Annotated in this window: 18 protein-coding genes; 9 read left to right on the top strand and 9 right to left on the bottom strand. The window is 36.3% G+C overall.

The genetic code is table 11. The features are described from left to right. Nucleotides 1-78: 78 nt before the first annotated feature. The 3 genes from OCL94_RS11170 to OCL94_RS11160 are packed head-to-tail and all read right to left on the bottom strand — an operon-like array spanning nt 79 to nt 2492. Nucleotides 79-1215, bottom strand: coding sequence for an acetoin utilization protein AcuC (locus tag OCL94_RS11170; protein ID WP_262997007.1), 1137 nt, complete (start codon nt 1213-1215; stop codon nt 79-81). Continuing rightward, nucleotides 1212-1850, bottom strand: coding sequence for a CBS and ACT domain-containing protein (locus tag OCL94_RS11165; RefSeq protein ID WP_262997006.1), 639 nt, complete (start codon nt 1848-1850; stop codon nt 1212-1214). The genes OCL94_RS11170 and OCL94_RS11165 overlap by 4 nt, the downstream gene beginning before the upstream one ends. 9 nt (nt 1851-1859) lie before the next feature. Beyond that, nucleotides 1860-2492: a GNAT family N-acetyltransferase gene (locus OCL94_RS11160; protein ID WP_262997005.1), complete on the bottom strand. Its 633-nt coding sequence runs from the start codon at nt 2490-2492 to the stop codon at nt 1860-1862. Between the two features lie 158 nt (nt 2493-2650). On the opposite strand from OCL94_RS11160, the gene acsA reads away from it, so the two are divergent. Further along, a complete protein-coding gene (acsA, locus tag OCL94_RS11155; RefSeq protein ID WP_262997004.1) occupies nt 2651-4363 on the top strand; it encodes an acetate--CoA ligase in 1713 nt (570 codons plus the stop codon). A gap of 102 nt (nt 4364-4465) precedes the next feature. Continuing rightward, complete coding sequence (locus OCL94_RS11150) at nt 4466-6133, top strand: formate--tetrahydrofolate ligase (protein ID WP_262997003.1); 1668 nt, start codon at nt 4466-4468, stop codon at nt 6131-6133. 94 nt (nt 6134-6227) lie between these two features. Here OCL94_RS11150 and OCL94_RS11145 read toward each other — a convergent pair whose 3' ends face one another. Next, nucleotides 6228-8621: a transglycosylase domain-containing protein gene (locus OCL94_RS11145; protein WP_262997002.1), complete on the bottom strand. Its 2394-nt coding sequence runs from the start codon at nt 8619-8621 to the stop codon at nt 6228-6230. Nucleotides 8622-9043: 422 nt separating this feature from the next. Here OCL94_RS11145 and tyrS point away from each other — a divergent pair, with 422 nt between their 5' ends. The 3 genes from tyrS to OCL94_RS11130 all read left to right on the top strand — a co-directional run bounded on the left by tyrS (nt 9044) and on the right by OCL94_RS11130 (nt 11866). After that, nucleotides 9044-10300 (top strand): tyrosine--tRNA ligase, encoded by a 1257-nt coding sequence (gene tyrS, locus OCL94_RS11140; RefSeq protein WP_262997001.1) that lies wholly within the window; start codon nt 9044-9046, stop codon nt 10298-10300. A 109-nt stretch (nt 10301-10409) separates the two neighbouring features. Further along, a complete protein-coding gene (locus OCL94_RS11135; protein WP_262997000.1) occupies nt 10410-11003 on the top strand; it encodes a LemA family protein in 594 nt (197 codons plus the stop codon). Next, nucleotides 11003-11866 carry a TPM domain-containing protein gene (locus OCL94_RS11130; protein WP_262996999.1) on the top strand — a complete coding sequence of 288 codons (864 nt, stop codon included), beginning with the start codon at nt 11003-11005 and terminating at the stop codon, nt 11864-11866. The genes OCL94_RS11135 and OCL94_RS11130 overlap by 1 nt, the downstream gene beginning before the upstream one ends. A gap of 122 nt (nt 11867-11988) precedes the next feature. Here the strand turns inward: OCL94_RS11130 and OCL94_RS11125 are convergent, their stop codons facing one another. After that, the gene (locus OCL94_RS11125; protein ID WP_262996998.1) at nt 11989-13272 is read right to left on the bottom strand and encodes a S1C family serine protease; all 1284 of its coding nucleotides are present in this window, start codon (nt 13270-13272) and stop codon (nt 11989-11991) included. Nucleotides 13273-13483: 211 nt separating this feature from the next. Here OCL94_RS11125 and OCL94_RS11120 point away from each other — a divergent pair, with 211 nt between their 5' ends. Continuing rightward, the gene (locus OCL94_RS11120; protein WP_262996997.1) at nt 13484-14092 is read left to right on the top strand and encodes a lysophospholipid acyltransferase family protein; all 609 of its coding nucleotides are present in this window, start codon (nt 13484-13486) and stop codon (nt 14090-14092) included. 6 nt (nt 14093-14098) lie between these two features. Here the strand turns inward: OCL94_RS11120 and OCL94_RS11115 are convergent, their stop codons facing one another. Beyond that, a complete protein-coding gene (locus OCL94_RS11115) occupies nt 14099-14326 on the bottom strand; it encodes a hypothetical protein (protein ID WP_262996996.1) in 228 nt (75 codons plus the stop codon). 159 nt (nt 14327-14485) lie between these two features. On the opposite strand from OCL94_RS11115, the gene OCL94_RS11110 reads away from it, so the two are divergent. Continuing rightward, nucleotides 14486-14905, top strand: a complete 420-nt coding sequence (locus OCL94_RS11110; protein ID WP_262996995.1) for a DUF1801 domain-containing protein — start codon at nt 14486-14488, stop codon at nt 14903-14905. 17 nt (nt 14906-14922) lie between these two features. Here the strand turns inward: OCL94_RS11110 and OCL94_RS11105 are convergent, their stop codons facing one another. Then, a complete protein-coding gene (locus tag OCL94_RS11105; RefSeq protein WP_262996994.1) occupies nt 14923-15129 on the bottom strand; it encodes a hypothetical protein in 207 nt (68 codons plus the stop codon). Nucleotides 15130-15339: 210 nt separating this feature from the next. On the opposite strand from OCL94_RS11105, the gene nagE reads away from it, so the two are divergent. Further along, entirely contained in the window at nt 15340-16806 is a 1467-nt protein-coding gene (gene nagE, locus OCL94_RS11100) for an N-acetylglucosamine-specific PTS transporter subunit IIBC (RefSeq protein ID WP_262996993.1), read from the top strand. 79 nt (nt 16807-16885) lie between these two features. On the opposite strand, the gene OCL94_RS11095 is transcribed toward nagE, so the two are convergent. Together OCL94_RS11095 and OCL94_RS11090 are read right to left on the bottom strand one after the other, a co-directional pair. Next, complete coding sequence (locus tag OCL94_RS11095) at nt 16886-18193, bottom strand: cation:dicarboxylate symporter family transporter (protein WP_262996992.1); 1308 nt, start codon at nt 18191-18193, stop codon at nt 16886-16888. A 398-nt stretch (nt 18194-18591) separates the two neighbouring features. Next, complete coding sequence (locus tag OCL94_RS11090) at nt 18592-19065, bottom strand: OsmC family protein (RefSeq protein ID WP_262996991.1); 474 nt, start codon at nt 19063-19065, stop codon at nt 18592-18594. A gap of 225 nt (nt 19066-19290) precedes the next feature. Here OCL94_RS11090 and OCL94_RS11085 point away from each other — a divergent pair, with 225 nt between their 5' ends. Further along, the gene (locus OCL94_RS11085) at nt 19291-20178 is read left to right on the top strand and encodes a glycerophosphodiester phosphodiesterase (RefSeq protein ID WP_262996990.1); all 888 of its coding nucleotides are present in this window, start codon (nt 19291-19293) and stop codon (nt 20176-20178) included. Nucleotides 20179-20203: the final 25 nt, after the last annotated feature.

The raw sequence follows: 20203 nt of genomic DNA, 5'->3' as shown, positions 1-20203 counted from the left end.
GTCGTAGTGGCAACTTCTGTTCCGCCGTTTAAGCTGTTAATCGTAAGAGAACAAAGCATTATGTTTAATCGCTTTTTTTCAATAATGCATTATTACACGTTCCAATGTTTGTTCATTTTTTTCCTCAATATCAAGTCTTCTCGGTATCGCTTCGTATCCAGTTAAATCTTCATTCCACTCCGCTGGAATCTTAATTTGTGCTTTCGGTTGCCACTTATCTATCCATGCTTGAGGAATACTACCAGTGAGCGGTGGATTACCTTTCATCGCATTATAAACTTGTGCCCAGGCTAGTGGTGCGACCTGGAATATGTTATATCCACCACCACCAAGTGCAATCCATTTGCCTTGTGTATATGATTTAGCACATTGGTTGACGATATGCGGAATTTGCTGAAAGGTACGATGTGTGACCGATAAATGTGTCAATGGATCTAAATAATGCGCATCAGCACCATTTTGACTCAAAATGATATCAGGTTGAAAGAATTCACATGCACGTACAATGCTTTTTTCAAATGTACTAAGAAATGAATCATCTTCTGTATAAGCATCTACCGGTAAATTCATGCTGTATAAATAACCATCACCATCGCCTTTTTCATGAATACTTCCTGTGCCTGGAAATAAGTAGCGTCCAGTTTCGTGGATGGAATACGTAAATACGTCTTTATCATTATAGAATGCAAATTGTACACCATCTCCATGATGCGCATCTGTATCGATATATAATACACGCTTCTGGTAATGTTGCTTTATATATTCTATTGCAACGGTCGCATCATTATATATACAGAATCCTGATGCACGACCACGGAAACCGTGATGTAATCCACCCGCGAAATTACATGCTGTGTCAGTTTTATGCTGTAATACAGCATCCACTGCGGTAAGCGTGGCGCCGACAAGTAAAGCGCATTTATGATGCATCGCTTCAAAATTAGGCGTGTCATTAGAATTCAGACCGAACTTTTCACAATCTTGTGCACTTAATTTGTTGCTTCCTGCGTACTTTACCGCTTGAATATATTCTGCCTGATGGCCAAGAAGTAGTTCTTCATCCGTTGCAATTCGCGGTTGAAGAATATCATTGTCCGTTAATAGCTGGTTCGTTTCCAGCAATGACTTTGTTAATAACAAGCGCATCTGATTAAAGGGATGATCATCACGAAAGCGATAATTGAGCAAAGCATCGTCATATACAAATAACGTCATAGGCTGTTTTCCATCGGATGATAAACTTGGAAGCCTTTTGCTTCCAGCGCTTTAATAATAGCTTGCGGATGCATGGACATCATTCGTACACTGACGATTTTTTTGCCGATATTATTTTTATCGCGAAAGACGAGTATGCTCTCTATCCCAATTGCATGTCGATGAAATACTTCCGTTACTTCGTGCATATTGCCAGGTATATCCGGAATTTGAATTTGTATCGTTGTACCAGGCGTCACAACACCTGTTAATTCGATAAATGTATTTAACATGTCTTTTGCAGTCACGATACCAACAACTTTCCCACGTTTAACTACAGGAATACTGCCAATCGATGCATTATAGAAATCTAATGCAATCTCTTCAACGAAATCGAGTGGGTGACACGTAATGACGTTGTGCTGCATGATTTTAGTAATGGACACGTTTAAGTCAAGAGACGTGCTGTCATCTAAATTAGAGGGAAGTGCCTGCTTTATATCCCGATCACTAATAATGCCTAGTAATTGCATTTCATCATCAACGATAGGGACGTGATGAATATTTTGCTCGTTCATTAACTGAATGACGGATTTAATCGTACCTTTCGCATTGAATGTTATGCATGGACTTGTCATAATGCGTTCGACTAACATAAATACCTCCTAAAAGAAAAATCGATTTTGAAATCTTAAATTATCAAATGCTTGTATTTGTTCATTATTGATGCGTTTGCCGATTCTCGCCATGAGTGCATTAGCAGGATGACTTGTGATTTCAGGGTCATTGGTTGAGAACACTTGCATACCGCAACTGCCCATCATCTTTTGCATAATGTCCTTATATTGAAAGACATCAAGCCCGCTATTTTTCAAATCCCAATGCCAGTAATATTCTGTCGTAATTACGATAAAGTCTTCCATCGCATCATCCATCATCGCAACTTTCAGCATTTCAGTCCCAATACCTAAAGCACGGTAATGCTGACTGATTTCAATGGCACCCAGTTCAAGAATATAAGGTAAACGACCATCTGACCAGCGCTCCATCGGGTCTGGATAAAGATACGTCGTATAACCGACGATGTTGATACCATCACGACAAATAATGATTCGTCCTTCTTCTAAATCAGCAATTTCAATAATCGCTTCAAACTGTTCGTCAGGTCTACGAAATGCAACGAGACCATGATCAAATGTGTATTTTTGTAGCGTGTGCCCATCAAGCGGTCCTTCGATGATTAACTCGCGACCGTGGTAAGGGAGTGTTGATTTGTTATATGTTTTAATATGTTTCATAAACCCTCCTCGTACTGCTATTAATGTCAGGAAAATATTTATTGTTTTGTTTTATATTAATTTAGAATGAAATAATTATCTTATTTTTTGAATTATCAGTTAATTATATTATATAATAATTATTGTGATATTGAAAACGTTTACAAGGGGGATTTTAAGTGAAAACTGAAATTTTTAAAGCCAAAGCTGGCAATCATAATTTAAAAGACTATGACCGTACATACAAGGACTTTAACTGGAAAGATATTGAAAAGCAATTTACATGGTCAAAGACAGGAAAAGTCAATATGGCGCATGAGTGTATTGATCGACATGTTGAAGATGGTTATGGTGATAAGGTCGCTTTATTATATAAAGATGCACAGCGTCATGAAAGTTATACGTTTAAAGAGATGATGGCTTTATCCAATAAAGCGGCAAATGTGCTCGTTGAAGCGGCAGGCGTGAAAAAAGGGGATCGCGTCTTCATCTTTATGCCACGTAGTCCGGAATTATATTTTGCACTAATAGGTACTTTGAAAATTGGTGCAATCGTTGGCCCATTATTTGAGGCATTTATGGAAAAAGCGGTGAAAGACCGTCTGGAAAATAGTGAAGCAAGTGTGATTATTACAACAAATAGTTTGTTAAACCGTATTCCACAAGATGAATTACCATATTTAAAGCATATCGTTGTAATAGATGATCAGGTTGATGCACAGTTTATTGATTTTAATCACCATTTTGAAACGGCATCTACTGAATTTAATACAGAATGGTTAACACGTGATGACGGTCTAATTCTACATTATACTTCAGGTTCAACTGGTCAGCCAAAAGGGGTACTCCATGTTCAAAACGCAATGATTCAGCACTATATATCTGGTCATTACGTGTTAGATTTAAAAGAAGACGATGTGTATTGGTGTACAGCTGACCCGGGTTGGGTAACTGGAACGAGTTACGGGATATTTGCACCTTGGTTAAATCGTGCGACGAATGTCATCGTAGGCGGTCGTTTCTCACCTGAAGGCTGGTATCGAACGTTAGAAGCATTCAAAGTTACAGTTTGGTATTCAGCACCGACGGCATTCCGAATGTTAATGGGGGCAGGAGATGCGTTAGTTGAACAATATGATTTATCGCATTTAAGACATATTTTATCTGTGGGTGAACCATTAAACCCAGAAGTAATAAAGTGGGGAGATAAAGTGTTTAATTTACGTATTCACGATACATGGTGGATGACTGAAACAGGAGCTCATATGATTGTAAACGTGCCTGACATGGATATTAAATCAGGTTCTATGGGGAAACCATTACCAGGTGTACAAGCTGCAATTGTCGATGATTTAGGCAATGAATTACCACCAAATCGAATGGGTAACCTTGCAATGAAAGCGGGATGGCCATCAATGATGAAGACCATCTGGAATAACGAACCAAAATATCAATCGTATTTCTTACCAGGTGACTGGTACATTTCAGGTGACAGTGCATATATGGACGAAGATGGCTACTTCTGGTTCCAGGGACGTGTTGACGATGTGATTATGACTGCAGGTGAACGCGTCGGACCATTTGAAGTTGAGTCGAAACTCGTTGAACATCCGGCTGTACAGGAAGCAGGTGTTATCGGTAAACCCGATCCAATTCGAGGTGAAATCATCAAAGCATTTATCGCTTTACGTGAAGGTTATAAAGAAAGTGATGAACTAAAAGAAGAGATTCGATTATTTGTGAAAGAAGGATTAGCTGCGCATGCAGCGCCACGAGAAATCGAGTTTAAAGATAAATTGCCAAAGACGCGCTCAGGTAAAATAATGAGACGAGTATTGAAAGCGTGGGAATTAGATCTTCCGACAGGTGATTTATCTACAATGGAAGACTAAAGATAAAATTTACTAAAAAAACAGATAAAATATTCGACATCTTGAAAGCGTTATCTTATTATTAAATAGTAAAGACACTTTTAAGATTAGGAGAATGTTCAAATGACTAAATATTTATCAGATTTAGAAATCGCGAACCAAGCGACTGTTCGACCTATTTTGGAAATTGCTAAAGAAGCGGGAATTCCAGAAGATGCAGTTGAGCCTTATGGCCACTTTAAAGCAAAGATCGATACTTCAAAAGTGACAACAAATAAAGAAGGTAAAGTTGTACTTGTTACTGCAATGAGCCCAACTCCAGCAGGTGAAGGTAAATCAACGGTAACAGTTGGTATTTCTGATGCATTTAAAGAATTAGGTAAAAGTGTAATGGTTGCATTACGTGAGCCAAGTTTAGGACCTGTATTTGGTATGAAGGGTGGAGCTACTGGTGGTGGTCGCGCGCAAGTATTACCAATGGAAGAGATCAACTTACATTTCAATGGTGACTTACATGCAATCACAACTGCGAACAACGCATTAGCAGCATTCATTGACAACCACATTTATCAAGGGAACCAATTAAACATCGACCCACGTCGTGTTGAATGGAAACGTGTTATCGATATGAATGACCGTACATTACGTGAAGTTGTTGTAGGTCTTGGAGGCCCATTTAAAGGTGTACCGCGTGAAGATGGTTTCGATATTACAGTTGCTTCTGAAATCATGGCTGTATTCTGTTTATCAAATAACATTACTGACTTAAAAGAAAACTTAGGTAAGATGACAATTGGTTATACGTATGACCGTAAACCAGTTACAGTTAAAGAATTAGGTGTTGAAGGTGCATTAACGTTAATCCTTAAAGATGCATTAAAGCCAAATTTAGTACAAACAATTGAAGGTACTCCTGCGTTAATTCATGGAGGCCCATTCGCGAACATCGCACATGGATGTAACTCAATCATCGCAACGAAGACTGCACGTAAATTAGCAGATATCGTTGTTACTGAGTCTGGATTCGGTTCTGACTTAGGTGCTGAGAAATTCATGGATATTAAATCACGCAAAGCTGAAATTCAACCGGATGCAATCGTCGTTGTAGCAACAATCCGTGCGTTAAAAATGCATGGTGGCGTAGCGAAAACGGAATTAGGTACTGAAAACGTTGAAGCTTTAAAATCAGGTATTGCGAACCTTGAAAAACATATCGAAAACTTACAATTATTCGGAGTTGAGCCAGTCATCGCATTAAACAACTTCGTGACTGATACAGATGCTGAACGTGAATTCGTTCAAAACTGGGCGAAAGAACGTGGTGTAAAATTAGCTTTAACTGAAGTTTGGGAACATGGCGGAAAAGGCGGCGTTGAGCTTGCGAAGTTAGTCCTTGAAGTACTAGAAACACCACAAAACTTCAAACCATTATACGATTTATCATTACCTGTAGAAGAAAAAATCCGTACAATTGTACAAAAAATCTATGGTGCGGATGATGTTATTTTCGCTGATAAAGCGCGTAAACAATTAAAAACAATTGCTGATAATGGATGGAACGAGTATCCAGTATGTATGGCGAAAACACAATATTCATTCTCAGATGATCCAACGAAATTAGGACGTCCAACTGGATTTAACGTAACAATTCGTGAATTAATCCCTAAAACAGGTGCAGGATTTATCGTTGCATTAACAGGAGACATTATGACAATGCCTGGTTTACCGAAAGAACCAGCAGCATTAAAAATGGATGTAGATGCAGATGGAAACGCTGTAGGATTATTCTAATTTAATAAAAGCGTTAATGAAACTGCATTAAATTGAAAACACCTTAAAAGATGAATCTGATCATTCAACTTTTAAGGTGTTTATTTTGATGAATTTAATTGTTCGTTTTAGTTTTATCCGTTTGTTGTGCATTGCGCTTCGCTTGTTCTTGTGTGGCAGATGGGTTTGTCTTCGTTGAAATTTTACCTTTTGTATTTGGATCGAGTTTAATGCCTAATCGTGCTAATACTTTCACATCGTCTATTTTCTTCTGCGTAATATCACTTTTCTTCCAAACTAAACTTGGCTTAACTTGTTCGTTTCCGTCACAAGCACCTTGCTGAGACATCGTATATTGACAGAGTGGGATGTTACTTACCGTTGTCGGTTGTTCGAATACTTTACCAACACCCATTTGTAATTGATCTTGTGCCGTAATTTGATTAATAATATCACGCCATAATTTCAGTTGATAGTGGTTCTCTTCATCAAACGATGTCGGCACATCATAGCCCATCCAGATTCCCATCGTGACGTTTGGATTATATGCAACAAATAAACTATCTTTTGCATCTTGTGTTGTTCCTGTTTTGCCGGCCCAGTCTTGCTGATATGCAAATGCACCTTTCAATAGATAAGCACTACCTGTATTTAATACGCCACGTAACATATCAGTTGTCATATAAGCTGTTTCAGGACTGTAGATGCGCACGGGTCTTGCTTTATGCTGATAAATGACTTTACCATCGCGTGTCTTAATCGACTCAATCATATAGCTTTCCTGATAGTTTCCTTTGTTCGCGAGTGTTGAGAAACCATCGACATTGTTTTCTAAAGTGATATCTGTCGCACCGAGCGCTAATGATAAGTTTTCCTGTTCATTCTTTGGAATATTAAAATGCATCTTATTCAATAGTTTCCAAGGTTCCTTATCCATAATACTTGAATATAAACGTAGCGTACTTAAATTTAATGAGTTTTCTAATGCGTAACGTGTGGTCACGACATTATATTCTATACGCGCATAGTTTTCTGGTGAATAACCATTATAGTCGAAACGTTTATCAAGTAATGCTGTTTCAGGTGTTGTCATACCATATTCAATCGCTGGCGCATACGTTAATAACGGTTTAATTGTTGAACCAGGGGAACGTTTCGTTTTCGTCGCGTGATTATTTTGTGAATCTTTATGATTTCTACCACCTATAAACGATAGGATTTTGCCTGTTTCATTTTCTTTTAATAATACGCCGACTTCCATGTTCATCGTCTTTTGTTTGCCTTGAACATTTGCGGTACGTGCATATGAATAATAGTTAGGATTGTCTTTAATTCGATCCATCGTGTCGAATATATTTTTATGGATTGTCGTGTCAATAATATATCCATTATTTCGTATTGCACGATTAGCAATACCAATATATTTCTCCTCAAGGACTGGCGTCTCGTCAAGTTCTTGTCGTGAAATATTATCTTTTTCGGCAAAGATGTACTTTAATATATCAATCGCACGTGATTCCACTTCTTGTGTTAAGAATGGGTATTGTTCCTGAGGCGCTTTAAATTCAGTTGTAAATGATTTTTTTAAATCAAAATTTTTCGCTTCATCATATTGTTTTTTATTAATTTTCTTTTCCTGATACATTCGGTTTAATACATATTGTTGTCGTAGTAAACCTGGTTGTAAATCTTTATCGCTTTTAACTTTACCCGTTTGAAGAAATGGGGTATACGTATAAGGATTTTGAGGTAATCCAGCAATGTAAGCAGCCTGAGCAATATTTAATTTGTCGGCATCTACGCCAAATATACCTTGTGCTGCTGCTTGTACCCCGGCAATATTTTGTCCATTCGTATTTCGACCGAAACTGACTACATTTAAATAAGCTTCGACGATTTCATGTTTCGTTAATGCTTTCTCTACATTAAACGACAACATAATTTCTTTCGCTTTACGCTTAAACGATGTTTCATTTGTTAACAACTGATTCTTAATGAGCTGTTGCGTTAATGTACTCCCACCACTCGTTACACCCATGTTTAAGAATTCTTGCGCAGTTGCACGAATAAATGCTTTCGGTACGACACCATTATGTTTATAGAAGTTCTCATCCTCAGTCGCGATTAACGCATCAATCACGTGTGGACTCATTTGATCATATTTAATAACTTCACGCTGGACATCTGCATTTAATGTTCCGAGTGATTCACCCGTTCCGAAATATACCGTTGTACTTTCATTCATTTCATAAAGTGATTTTTTTAAAGCTGTGCTATTTTTAACAGGCTCGTCTTTTACAAGTGCTAAAAAATAACCAGAACCGATGCCTAGTAACAATGCTCCAAATAGTAAACTTGAGAGCAATAAAAAGATAAAGATGCGTGACACCGTTTCATAAATACCGTTAAACCAGACATATGGTGTATAGTCATATGATTTAAATTGTTCAGCGATTTGATCTTTTTTAATTGTTATAGATTTGAAAATTTGGCGCAAGTTTTTCGGCATACAAAATTCCTCCTGAATAATTTTTAGTATATCATATATTTATCACCTTGACGTTATGGAACGAATTGTATAAACTAGTATCATAATTTAAATTGAACTGAATATTGAGGTTGTCAGGACAAGTAATATGGCACATTGAATGAAGAGACTTAGTGGTTGGTGCAAACTAAGCAATGGAAATATGAATACACCTGAGCGAAAAGACCTTAAGGATAATGACCTTTTTCATTAATCAAGTGATGATTTTATCATAAGTATGGTGGTACCGTGCGACAGCACCCTTACATTTTTTTTGTAGGGGTGCTTTTTTTATGATTTGTGTTCATATTTATTTTTTATCTGGCGAATGAATCGGTCTGATGATTGTCCTGAAGCCTAGTTCTATTTAAATCATAAATCATACGAATAGAGGAGGAACAAAGATGGCAAATGCATTATTAGAAGAATTAAAGTGGAGAGGTTTAATTTATCAAGAGACGCACCCGGAAGAAATCGAAGCGTTATTAAACAAAGAAAGTGTCAGTGTATATTGTGGAACTGATCCGACTGCAGACAGCTTGCATATTGGTCACTTGTTACCTTTTATGACATTAAAGCGATTCCAGCAGCATGGACACCGTCCGGTTGTATTAATTGGTGGCGCAACAGGGATGATTGGCGATCCTTCAGGTCGTACTGATGAAAGAACGTTACAAACTTTAGAACAAGTACAGCATAATGTCGATGGTATTCGTGCACAGATGGAACAGTTATTTGATTTTGGTGGTGACACTGGTGCGATGCGTGTCGATAATAAAGACTGGTTAGGTCAGATCGATTTATTAACGTTCTTACGTGATTACGGTAAACACGTTGGTGTGAACTACTTATTAAGTAAAGATAGTATTGCGACACGTTTAGAGACAGGGATTTCATTCACAGAATTTACGTATACGATTTTACAGGCTATTGACTTCGGTCATTTGAATCGTGAGCATAATGTTAAACTTCAAATTGGTGGTAGTGACCAATGGGGGAACATTACGAGTGGTTTAGAATTAATGCGTCGTATGTACGGTGAAGTTGAAGCTTACGGTATGACCGTACCGTTAGTTGTGAAGTCAGATGGTAAGAAGTTCGGTAAATCTGAAGGTGGAGCAGTATGGTTAGACCGCACGAAGACGAGCCCTTACGAGTTCTACCAGTTCTGGATTAACACACCTGACAGTGATGTTATTAAATTCTTAAAATACTTTACGTTCTTAAGCAAAGAAGAAATTGATACATTAGAAAAGTCAGTTGAAACAGAACCACATTTACGTTTAGCACAAAAGAAATTAGCTGAAGAAGTAACGAAATATGTTCACGATGAAGCTGCGTTAGAAGAAGCGAAGAATATTACTGAAGCATTATTCAAAGGTGACTTAAAAGCATTAACAGCAGATCAGTTACGTACAAGCTTTAAAGATGTACCACAAAAGACAGTAACGAATACGAATATCGTAGAAGTATTAATCGAAGCGGGCATTGCACCAAGTAAACGTCAGGCACGTGAAGATGTGACGAACGGGGCTATTTCATTAAACGGTGAGAAAGTAACGGATACGAATCATGAAATAACGTCACAAGATAAGATTGATAATGAATTTACAATCATTCGTCGTGGTAAGAAAAAATACTTTATGGTAAATTACAAGTAATATTATAATGAGGTGAAGGAGAATGAAACTTCACCTCATTTTCAGTAATTACGCGTTTATTCTCGCAATATCAGGGTAAAAATAATTATTACATAAAAGGAGAAATGACATGAAAAAATTATTAATACCAATTATCGGAGTCGTTGTCGTATTGTTGCTTCTTGGTAGTATGCTTATCGGACCATACAATAAATTAGTGGGTCTTGATTCTGATGTTGAAAATGCAAAAGCGAAAATTGATACACAATTACAACGTCGATTAGATTTAATTCCAAACTTAGTAGAAACAGTTAAAGGTTACGCGAAACATGAAGAGAAAGTATTTAAAGATGTTTCTGATGCGCGTGCGAAATTAGCAGGTGCTGCAAAAGGTGATTCAATGGCTGATAAAGCCAATGCCAATGCAGAGTTAAATTCTGCGTTAAGTCGTTTAATTGCAATTCAGGAGAATTATCCTCAGTTAAAAGCAGATACACAGTTTACAGGATTACGTGATGAATTAGCGGGTACTGAAAATCGTATCGCTGTCGCTCGTAATGATTATAATAATGTTGTGACGGATTACAATAAAGCGGTAAGAAGTTTCCCGGCGACTTTATATGCAGGATTATTTGGATTTGAAAAGAAAGAATTCTTTAAAGCGGATGAAGCTGCGAATAAAGCACCAAGTATTGATTTTAATTCTGATAAGGAATCAAAATAATGTTAAACAAAAAGTTCGCGATTGCTATCGCGCTCTTTTTAATCTTCTTTAATACTTTACCGGTGAATGCAGCTGAACCTCTGCCTAAACTTGAGCAACCTATATTTGTTCAGGATCATGTCGGCATCTTTAAGCAAAATGAAAAAGATTTCATCAATCAACGTGGTAAGTCTTTGCAACAAGGGACGACTGCTGAAATCTTAATCATGACGATGCCGTCAATCGGGCAGGAAGTAAAAGGAGATTATGCGCTCCGTGCTGCACGTGAGTACGGTGTCGGCAATAAAGAGAAAAACAACGGGATTGTGATCCTGTTCAATTTAGATAATGGTAATGAATATCGAAATCGTGGCATCAATGTTCAAGTCGGTTATGGCCTGGAAGGTGTGCTGAATGATGCAAAAATTGGTGCATTAATTGATAAGTACGCGATGCCTGATGTGAAGAAAGCTTTAGCACTAGACCCGAAAGCACAGTCCGCTGAAAGTAAAGCGTTGTATGCACAAGGATTAGGTAAGTTATATAATGCAATCTTCGATGAAGTGAGTAAAAGTTATGGATATGATGGTGAGAAATATACACGTGATACACCAATGGCAGATGAAAGTACTGGTGGAATTAGCGTATTTGAAATATTAATTGGTTTATTCTTATTATACCTTGTCATTTCTATCTTCATGGGTGGAGGACGAGGTGGCGGCGGTGGTGGACGTCGTCGTTCAACAGGACCCGTTGTCTTCTTCCCGACAGGTGGCAGCTTTGGCGGAGGGTTCTCATCCGGAGGGTTCTCATCCGGAGGCTTTGATAGCGGCAGTTTTGGTGGTGGAGATTTCGGTGGCGGTGGCGCTGACCGTAGTTTCTAAATAATGCTATGCAGAACTAAATAAGTATTTTCTCAATCAATAATCATATGAAACCAATAAAAAACCGAACAATACAATCTATCACAGTTTTCTTGTGCATAGATGTATGTTCGGTTTTTTTCCTATTTATCTTCAGTACTTCTTAATTTGAGTGAAACTTCTTTTTCATTACCGTTACGCATGATTTTAAATTGAACGGTGTCACCAGCGTTTTTATTTTTATAAATATAGTTTCTGATATCACTATCAGACTGAACGTCTTGTCCGTCGACACGCGTAATAACATCGCCTTCTTTAAACACTTTTCCAGCAACACTATCTGCACTTGCTACGAGGGCTCCGTGATCTATTTGAATCTTCATTTCTTCTAAATATTGTGTCGGTACAGCATTCACACTCACTAATGCAAGCCCCATAAATGGTCGCACGACTTTTCCGTCTTTCACTAACTTTTCAATTAATACTTTCGTATCATTTGAAGGGATAGCAAAGCCTAAACCTTCCACTTTATCAGATGCAATTTTTAACGTATTGATACCGATTAATTGACCTTGATTATTGATTAAAGCACCACCTGAGTTACCAGGGTTAATCGCTGCATCTGTTTGAATCGCTTTTACTGAAGATTCACCGGCTGATGTTTCAACTTTCATCGTACGTTCTTTCGCACTGACAATCCCTTCTGTCACACTGCCAGATAGTTCGATGCCAAGTGGATTACCGATCGCATATACGGTATCTCCGACTCTTATTTTTGAAGAATCTGCAAATGCGATAGGTTTAATATTATATTGTCCTTTAATTTTAAGGACGGCGATGTCAGTTAACGCATCTTTACCAATTAATTGTCCGTCGACCGTCTTACCGTTAGAGAGTCTCACTTTTAAATCTTTCGCACCTTCAACAACATGGTTGTTTGTAACGATAAATGCTTCGTCATTTGTCACTTGATAGATGACACCTGAACCTGTACCAGCAGGTGTTTCTTCAGAACTACTATGGCCTTTTAATATGTCAAAGATATTGCTATTAGCTTGTTGCATATTGATAACACCGACAACAGCAGGCGAGACTTGTTCAATCATATCCGCAAGCTTTACGTTATTGCCACTCGTCTTCTGATCGACCTGGATAGGTGTTGCTAGTTCGGATTGATGATTTGAATTGATTAAATTCGGCAATTGCATCGCACCAACAGTCAACCCTGAACCGAGAAGGGCAGCGAGTAACAATTTACCAAATCCTGCACTACTTTTATGTTGTTTCGTATTGTTACTATATGTATTTGATTGAGGTGGTGTTGTATGCATATTCGCTGATTGAGACGAACTTTGTTCACTTTCTACTTCCTGATGTGGTAAATCCATATTATTGTTATTTTGATTCATATGCTCATTATGCTCCAAAAAAATCCCTCCGTCACTATTCGATAAAAATGATAATATCCGATTCGTATACAATTAAATATTCAGATAATAAAATAAGATACCATTATTGATACAAAAATTCATACAATATCCCTCGTGTTCACGAAATATTCAAATGTTGAAAAATTATTGTGTCCGTACCGCTTTATGATAAAATATAACAAAGTCATCTTTTCAAGGAGTTTAAGCTATGTATAAATTTTTAACAACATTGATATACTTTGTGACCCATATTTGTTTAAGAAAAGTAAAAGTTTTCGATAAGCAAAATGTCCCTAAAAATGAACCCTTTATTGTGACATGTAATCATAGAAGTATGGTTGAAATTATAATATTAGCGATGGCGTTATATCCAAGAGAAATTCACTACATGGCGAAACAAGAATTATTTAAAGGGAAACTATTAGATCGATTATTCAGATCATGTAATGCTTTCCCTGTAAATCGTGAAAATCCAGGCCCATCAACACTTAAGACACCTATAAAACTCATACGGGAAGGACATATTGTAGGCATTTTCCCGAGTGGCAGTCGTGTAGATAATGCCCCGATGAAGAAAGGAGCAGCGACGATTGCTGTTATAAGTAAATCGAAAATTGTACCTGCAGCATACGATGGACCCGTTCGATTCCGCGATGTATTGTTTAAAAGGAATAAATGTTTTATTCAATTTGGCGAACCGATTGATAGTACACTGTATACAGCACAATACAATAAAAATGATGCGATTGACCAAATCACAATCACATTAGAAAGCAAAACGAATTTATTAATACAAACATTAAAAAACGAAGTGTAACAACAGTTACGCTTCGTTTTTTAATGTTTTGTATAAGTACGTTTCTTTATCCTCGGGATAAATAAATTCAAGTTTAATGATTTGAGGTTCATCAGTTTCGTTCGCAATTGCAGCAGTTTTTTCTTTCATATGGTTGATGTAAGTCGTTTTCTCAACTTCATTTTGAATTAATTTATATTCTGTTTGTTCATTTGGTGTGTAAGGATAAGACGTTTTCAGTACGATGATACTCATAAGTCTGCACCCACTTCCGCATTATTATTTATCTTATTATTTTCTTTCCCGAATTTTGTCGAATTAAACGCAAGATTTGAAAGAAAACAGCCGAATCAATATATTAAATATTCTGAATATATAGTATAATTATTTAAAAGTGACTATTGGAGGGCTATCATGAAGACACAACCGATTAACACAGAAGATAATGTCATTCAATTTATAACATCGATTGAAGATGAAAAGCGAAAAAAAGATTGTCTGAAATTATTAGAAATATTCGAAGCCACAACAGGTTACGTCGGGAAAATGTGGGGACCGAATATAATCGGATTTGGCAGTTATCATTATCATTACAATGATCAAATTGAAGGGGATGCACCACTAGTAGCATTTGGTGTTAAAAAAGGGAAAATGAGTTTATACTTTGCGCCGGAAAATAAAAATCGAGAACGCTATTTAAAAGATTTAGGAAAGCATACGTTAGGGAAAACGAGTATATATGTATGTGATATAGATGAACTTAATATACATGTACTCAAAGCATTAATTATTGATTCTATGCACTTCTTGCAGCATAAATATCAACAATCATAAAAAAATAATGAATCAAGTTATGCACTTGTTTCATTATTTTTTAATTCATTTGGAAATAAACTTTGCTCTAGTTTACTTAATTTTGTATACGTTGCCTCATCTAAAGATTCGATTTGCTGTTCATCGTTAAATAGTGATTCAATCATCTCAATATCAATATCTGTTGCTGTAGATATTTGATAAGCAGTTAATCTACCTTTAAATAGAAATGGAAGACTCTTCATTCAATCACCCTTATATTATTTATTGCTTAATTATATCCAATTCTCGATATAAATAAAAGCCTTTTTAGAAGACTACATATCATTATTACATATTCAACAGGAGATGTACATCATTTATATACAACTTACATGTAACTTTATGTTGTTTTCTAATGGTTAGAAGCATAAAATAAGATAAGTGGGAAATTTTATTTCAGAGGAGGACAATCGATGTATTCATTTTTACAAAGATTAGGTCGCAGTTTAATGCTGCCGGTTGCCGTATTACCAGCAGCTGCATTACTATTAGGTATTGGGTATGCCATTGACCCGACAGGATGGGGCGTAAATAATCAGATTGCGGGATTTTTGATTGCATCAGGTAATGCAATCTTTGGAAATCTTGCGTTACTCTTTGCCATTGGTGTTGCATTAGGAATGGCGAAATCTAGAGATGGGGCAGTTGCACTTGCCGCTGTCGTTGGCTTTATGGTTGTTACAACATTATTAAAGCCTGAAAGTGTTTCAAATTTAATGCATATTAAATTGGATAAAGTGGATGCGGGATTTAAAACTTTAGGGAACAATGTACTGATTGGCATTATTATCGGTTTAGTTGCTGCCTGGGCATTTAATAAGTTTCATCAAACTGAATTACCAGCTGTATTATCATTTTTCAGTGGTAGAAGGTTAGTGCCGATTGTCGTATCAGGTATTTCATTATTTATCGCCTTAATCTTCTTATTTATCTGGCCGACATTGAATGGCGCATTAGTTGCCTTCGGTAAATGGATGATTGGTTTAGGTGCAGTAGGTGCAGGTTTATTTGGATTTTTTAATCGTTTATTAATACCGACTGGTCTACACCATGCATTAAATACTGTTTTCTGGTTTGATGTTGCAGGTATTAATGATATTCCGAAATTTAATACGAAAGATGCTGTTAAAGGTGTTACTGGGATGTATCAGGCAGGTTTTTTCCCGGTTATGATGTTTGGGATTCCTGGTGCTGCTCTTGCGATGTATCATTCAGCAAAGACGAAGCGTAAGAAGGCAGTGGCTGGTATATTTTTAGCAGGTGCTTTTACTGCAATCTTAACGGGTGTAACAGAACCAGTTGAATTTCTATTTATGTTTACAGCACCATTATTATATTTGGTTCATGCCGTTCTAACAGGTATATCAATGTTTATTGCAGCAAATTTCCACTGGACAGCAGGGTTTGGATTTAGTGCAGGATTAATTGACTTCGTGCTATCATTTAGAAATCCAAATGCAAATCAACCATATATGTTACTTGTATTAGGTCTTGTTTACTTCATTCTGTATTATATTATTTTTAGATTTGTCATCAAGTGGTTAGACATCAAGACACCGGGTCGAGAATCCGATGCAGAAATTGATAAGATGCAGGTGAGTCAACACGTTAATACACAACAGACAGAAACTGAAGGTAAATATGATCAATTAGCGCAACTTGTTATTGCTGGCGTAGGTGGTAAAGATAATATTGAAACGGTGACGCATTGTGCGACGCGTTTACGATTTGAATTGAAAGATAACCAACGTGTAGATGAAGCACAGATTAAGCAAGCGGGTGCAGCCGGTGTAATGAAAGTTGGCCGTAAAAATGCACAAGTCATTATTGGTACACATGTGCAACAAGTAGCAGATGCCGTTGATCGTTATTTAAAATAATAATAAATCAATCATTAAAAACAATATCAATAGACAAAAAAATGATCCCCTTCACAATGAAGTGTAGGGGATCATTTTTTTATTTCTTCGCGTATGTTTCGTAGTACTTGCGGCCTTTTTCATAATCAAGTCGCCCTTCCCATTTCGCAATGACAAGTGTTGATAATGAGTTACCAACAACGTTTACGACTGTACGCATCATATCTAAAATACGGTCAATACCGATAATTAATGCTAAACCTTCAGGGTGGATATTCATTGCTGTAAGTGTTGTGATTAATACAACAATAGATGTTCCTGGTACGGCTGCCATCCCTTTAGACGTTAACATTAACGTTACAAGTAATACTAATTGCTCCATTACAGATAAGTGAACACCATACATTTGCGCAATTGTTAATGCTGCAATCGATTGGTATAAAGCAGATCCATCTAAGTTAAATGTATATCCTGTTGGTACAACAAACGATACGATTTCTTTCGGTGCGCCGAATTTCTCCATCTTCTCCATGATTTTAGGTAATACTGTTTCAGAACTTGAAGTAGAGAAGGCTAAGATTAACTCTTCTTTTAAAATAACAAGTAAGTGGAATATATTAATTTTACAAATTGCTGCAACGCCACCGAGTACAACGATAATAAAGAAAATCATAGATCCAGCAACGACTAATGCTAATTTACCTAATGGAATTAAAGCACCTAAACCTAAGTTAATAATCGTAACGGCCATAAATGCAAATACACCAATAGGCGCGTATTTCATAATTTGATTTGTCATCCAGAAGATAACATCTAAAAATCCGTCAAAGAACGCTTTAACAGGTTCTCCTTTTTTACCGATCGCTGCTAACCCTAGTCCGAAGAAGACTGAAAAGAAGATGACGGGTAATAATTGACCTTTAGCCATTGAATCGATAATGTTTGTTGGAATAATATTAACGATTGTATCAATCATATGATTCCCATATGTTGAATGCGCAGCTGCCTCTGCATTTGTCGTATATTTCGTAACATCACCTTTAGGAAGTAAATCTTTATTGATACCTGAACCGGGTTTAAAGATGTTTGCGAAAATAATCCCTAAACCAATTGCAAATGTAGTGATAACTTCAAAGTAAAGCAATGTTTTCCATCCGTAACGTCCAACTGTTTTCATATCACCAGTACCGGCGATAGAAATAACAAGTGAACAGAATACAATTGGTACAACGATCATTTTAATTAAATGTAGAAAAATATCGCCAAGTGGCTGTAAGTAATTAACATACTCTGTTTTACCATTTAATAATGCACCTACAACAATCCCTAGCACTAATGCGAGCAGGATTTGCATGGGTAGGCTGATAAATGGTTTTTTTGTTTTTTTAATTTCTGTAACTGAACTCATTTTATTCATCCCTCTTTTCTTCCGTACTTGATTATTTTATTGCTAAAACAAACGAATGTCAATGGAATTTTCGTTAGAAGTCTGAAAATTCTGTAGTTATTATGTTATAATAATATCATATTTTAATCTGCAATATAAGTAGATAGGTAGAAAAATAAAGATAGAAGTATAGTATTACACATTGTATAATTATTGCTTTTGTAACCGTTATCAAAGTTTTTGATAGGCAATTTTTCAGTGTTTTGTTATATAAAAATATAGAAATGCACCACAAAAACTGAATCAAAATGTAGTGAAAATGCATACGATACAATATTATATAAAAATAATTTGTGATGTAAAAAAATAACTTCTTAATGCGTGTAGGATGGGTTTCGTGATTAATTATTTCTACTTATTTAAATTGTATCCTCATGAAAAATGTATTGTTCATCTAAATAAATACTTTCAATGCTCACTTCAACATTCCCTTTTAATGCTTTCGTAATCATACAATTGTTTTCTGCTTTGTCAATAATGCGTTTTAATATTTTCATATCTATTGATTCGTTATCAGCAGTTCTTTCCAGATAAACAACATATGTTATACTTTCGTAAATTTGTATCCCTTTATTAACGCTTATAGTCGCTGTTGCATCAACATGATTTACTTCTACTGGTAAATTATTTTTTTCAAAATAAGAACTTAATGTAATAGTGAAACACGTCACAGCAGCAGACATTAACATTTCATCTGGATTCGTACCGATATCCGGACCATTCATTTCTGCAGGAATCGAAATTTTGTATTTTAAATGTTTATTTTCAATCGTTCCTTCGCCGTTATACCCGCCCTTAAATCTTGCTGTACTTTTAAATATGTGGTTGACCATATGTATACTCCTTTGCAATATGATATAAATTCATCTTATCAAAACGTGAGTAAAAACGCGTGGAATATACTTATCTTCACAATCAATGATTATCTTAATAATTGATGCATAAAATTTGAAACTCTAAAAGAGTATTTTACATTTTTAACGAAATCTAAACGAAAATTAAAAGTGATTTAATAACGACTTGATATGATAAATATATCCCAATAAAGGAGCGTGACAATGAAAAAGACCTTAAGTTTTGTATTAACAGTATTACTATTTATGCTATTAGTACCACATGAGGTTCATTCTGTTACACAAATCAATCGAGACGTCTTAACTGTTGCACATCGTGGGGCGAGTGGTTATGCACCTGAAAATACAATGGCAGCATTTGAACTTGCACTTGCTATGCATGCTGATTGCATTGAGCTTGATTTGCAACTTACGCGTGATGGACAGCTCGTTGTGATTCATGATAATACTTTAGAGAGGACAACGACAGGCACAGGAAACATATGGGATAGAACATTATCCGAGATTAAGCAGTATGACGCAGGTATAAAGTTTGATCAAAAGTATCAAGGTGAGCGCGTACCAACTTTTGATGAAGTACTCAAGCGATTTAAAAATGAATCAATCGGGATATTAATTGAAATTAAAACGCCGGAGTATTATCCAGGTATTGAGGAAAAGATTAAACAATCGCTGAAGCATTACGGGTTGGATCAAGCAACGGATCGTATTGCCATTCAGTCATTTAACCATCATGCAGTTAAAGTTTCAAAATCACTGTTACCGAAACTGAAACATGGTGTGTTGATTAGTCCGAATAATCCACGTGTTCAAGATCGTGATTTACAATGGTTCAAGTCTTTTGCTGATTTTTATAATCCTTCTGTTAAAATAGTTTCTCACGATTTAGTTGAACGTGCACATCGTTACGGTTTTCAAGTGAAGCCATATACAGTGAGGGATCAAGCTTTAGTCGCGCCGTTAATCCATCAAGGAGTAGATGCGATTATTACAGATTATCCCGATTTCATGAATCCGTATGATCACAATAAACAACAACCTGTACGCAATATGAAAGAAATTGAACGTAATAATAATGTAGGTATATATTAAAAAAACACAAATCGTTTGATTGGTG

Source organism: Macrococcus capreoli (genome assembly GCF_025628935.1).
Lineage (GTDB): Bacteria > Bacillota > Bacilli > Staphylococcales > Staphylococcaceae > Macrococcoides > Macrococcoides capreoli.
This window is presented reverse-complemented; position numbering and strand designations above follow the sequence as displayed.

What these genes read in the sequence shown, in the direction of transcription:
- OCL94_RS11170 (WP_262997007.1), bottom strand. Translation starts at nt 1,215, where the DNA reads ATGACGTTATTTGTATATGACGATGCTTTGCTCAATTATCGCTTTCGT.
- OCL94_RS11165 (WP_262997006.1), bottom strand. Translation starts at nt 1,850, where the DNA reads ATGTTAGTCGAACGCATTATGACAAGTCCATGCATAACATTCAATGCG.
- OCL94_RS11160 (WP_262997005.1), bottom strand. Translation starts at nt 2,492, where the DNA reads ATGAAACATATTAAAACATATAACAAATCAACACTCCCTTACCACGGT.
- OCL94_RS11150 (WP_262997003.1), top strand. Translation starts at nt 4,466, where the DNA reads ATGACTAAATATTTATCAGATTTAGAAATCGCGAACCAAGCGACTGTT.
- OCL94_RS11145 (WP_262997002.1), bottom strand. Translation starts at nt 8,621, where the DNA reads ATGCCGAAAAACTTGCGCCAAATTTTCAAATCTATAACAATTAAAAAA.
- tyrS (WP_262997001.1), top strand. Translation starts at nt 9,044, where the DNA reads ATGGCAAATGCATTATTAGAAGAATTAAAGTGGAGAGGTTTAATTTAT.
- OCL94_RS11135 (WP_262997000.1), top strand. Translation starts at nt 10,410, where the DNA reads ATGAAAAAATTATTAATACCAATTATCGGAGTCGTTGTCGTATTGTTG.
- OCL94_RS11130 (WP_262996999.1), top strand. Translation starts at nt 11,003, where the DNA reads ATGTTAAACAAAAAGTTCGCGATTGCTATCGCGCTCTTTTTAATCTTC.
- OCL94_RS11120 (WP_262996997.1), top strand. Translation starts at nt 13,484, where the DNA reads ATGTATAAATTTTTAACAACATTGATATACTTTGTGACCCATATTTGT.
- OCL94_RS11115 (WP_262996996.1), bottom strand. Translation starts at nt 14,326, where the DNA reads ATGAGTATCATCGTACTGAAAACGTCTTATCCTTACACACCAAATGAA.
- OCL94_RS11110 (WP_262996995.1), top strand. Translation starts at nt 14,486, where the DNA reads ATGAAGACACAACCGATTAACACAGAAGATAATGTCATTCAATTTATA.
- OCL94_RS11105 (WP_262996994.1), bottom strand. Translation starts at nt 15,129, where the DNA reads ATGAAGAGTCTTCCATTTCTATTTAAAGGTAGATTAACTGCTTATCAA.
- nagE (WP_262996993.1), top strand. Translation starts at nt 15,340, where the DNA reads ATGTATTCATTTTTACAAAGATTAGGTCGCAGTTTAATGCTGCCGGTT.
- OCL94_RS11095 (WP_262996992.1), bottom strand. Translation starts at nt 18,193, where the DNA reads ATGAGTTCAGTTACAGAAATTAAAAAAACAAAAAAACCATTTATCAGC.
- OCL94_RS11090 (WP_262996991.1), bottom strand. Translation starts at nt 19,065, where the DNA reads ATGGTCAACCACATATTTAAAAGTACAGCAAGATTTAAGGGCGGGTAT.
- OCL94_RS11085 (WP_262996990.1), top strand. Translation starts at nt 19,291, where the DNA reads ATGAAAAAGACCTTAAGTTTTGTATTAACAGTATTACTATTTATGCTA.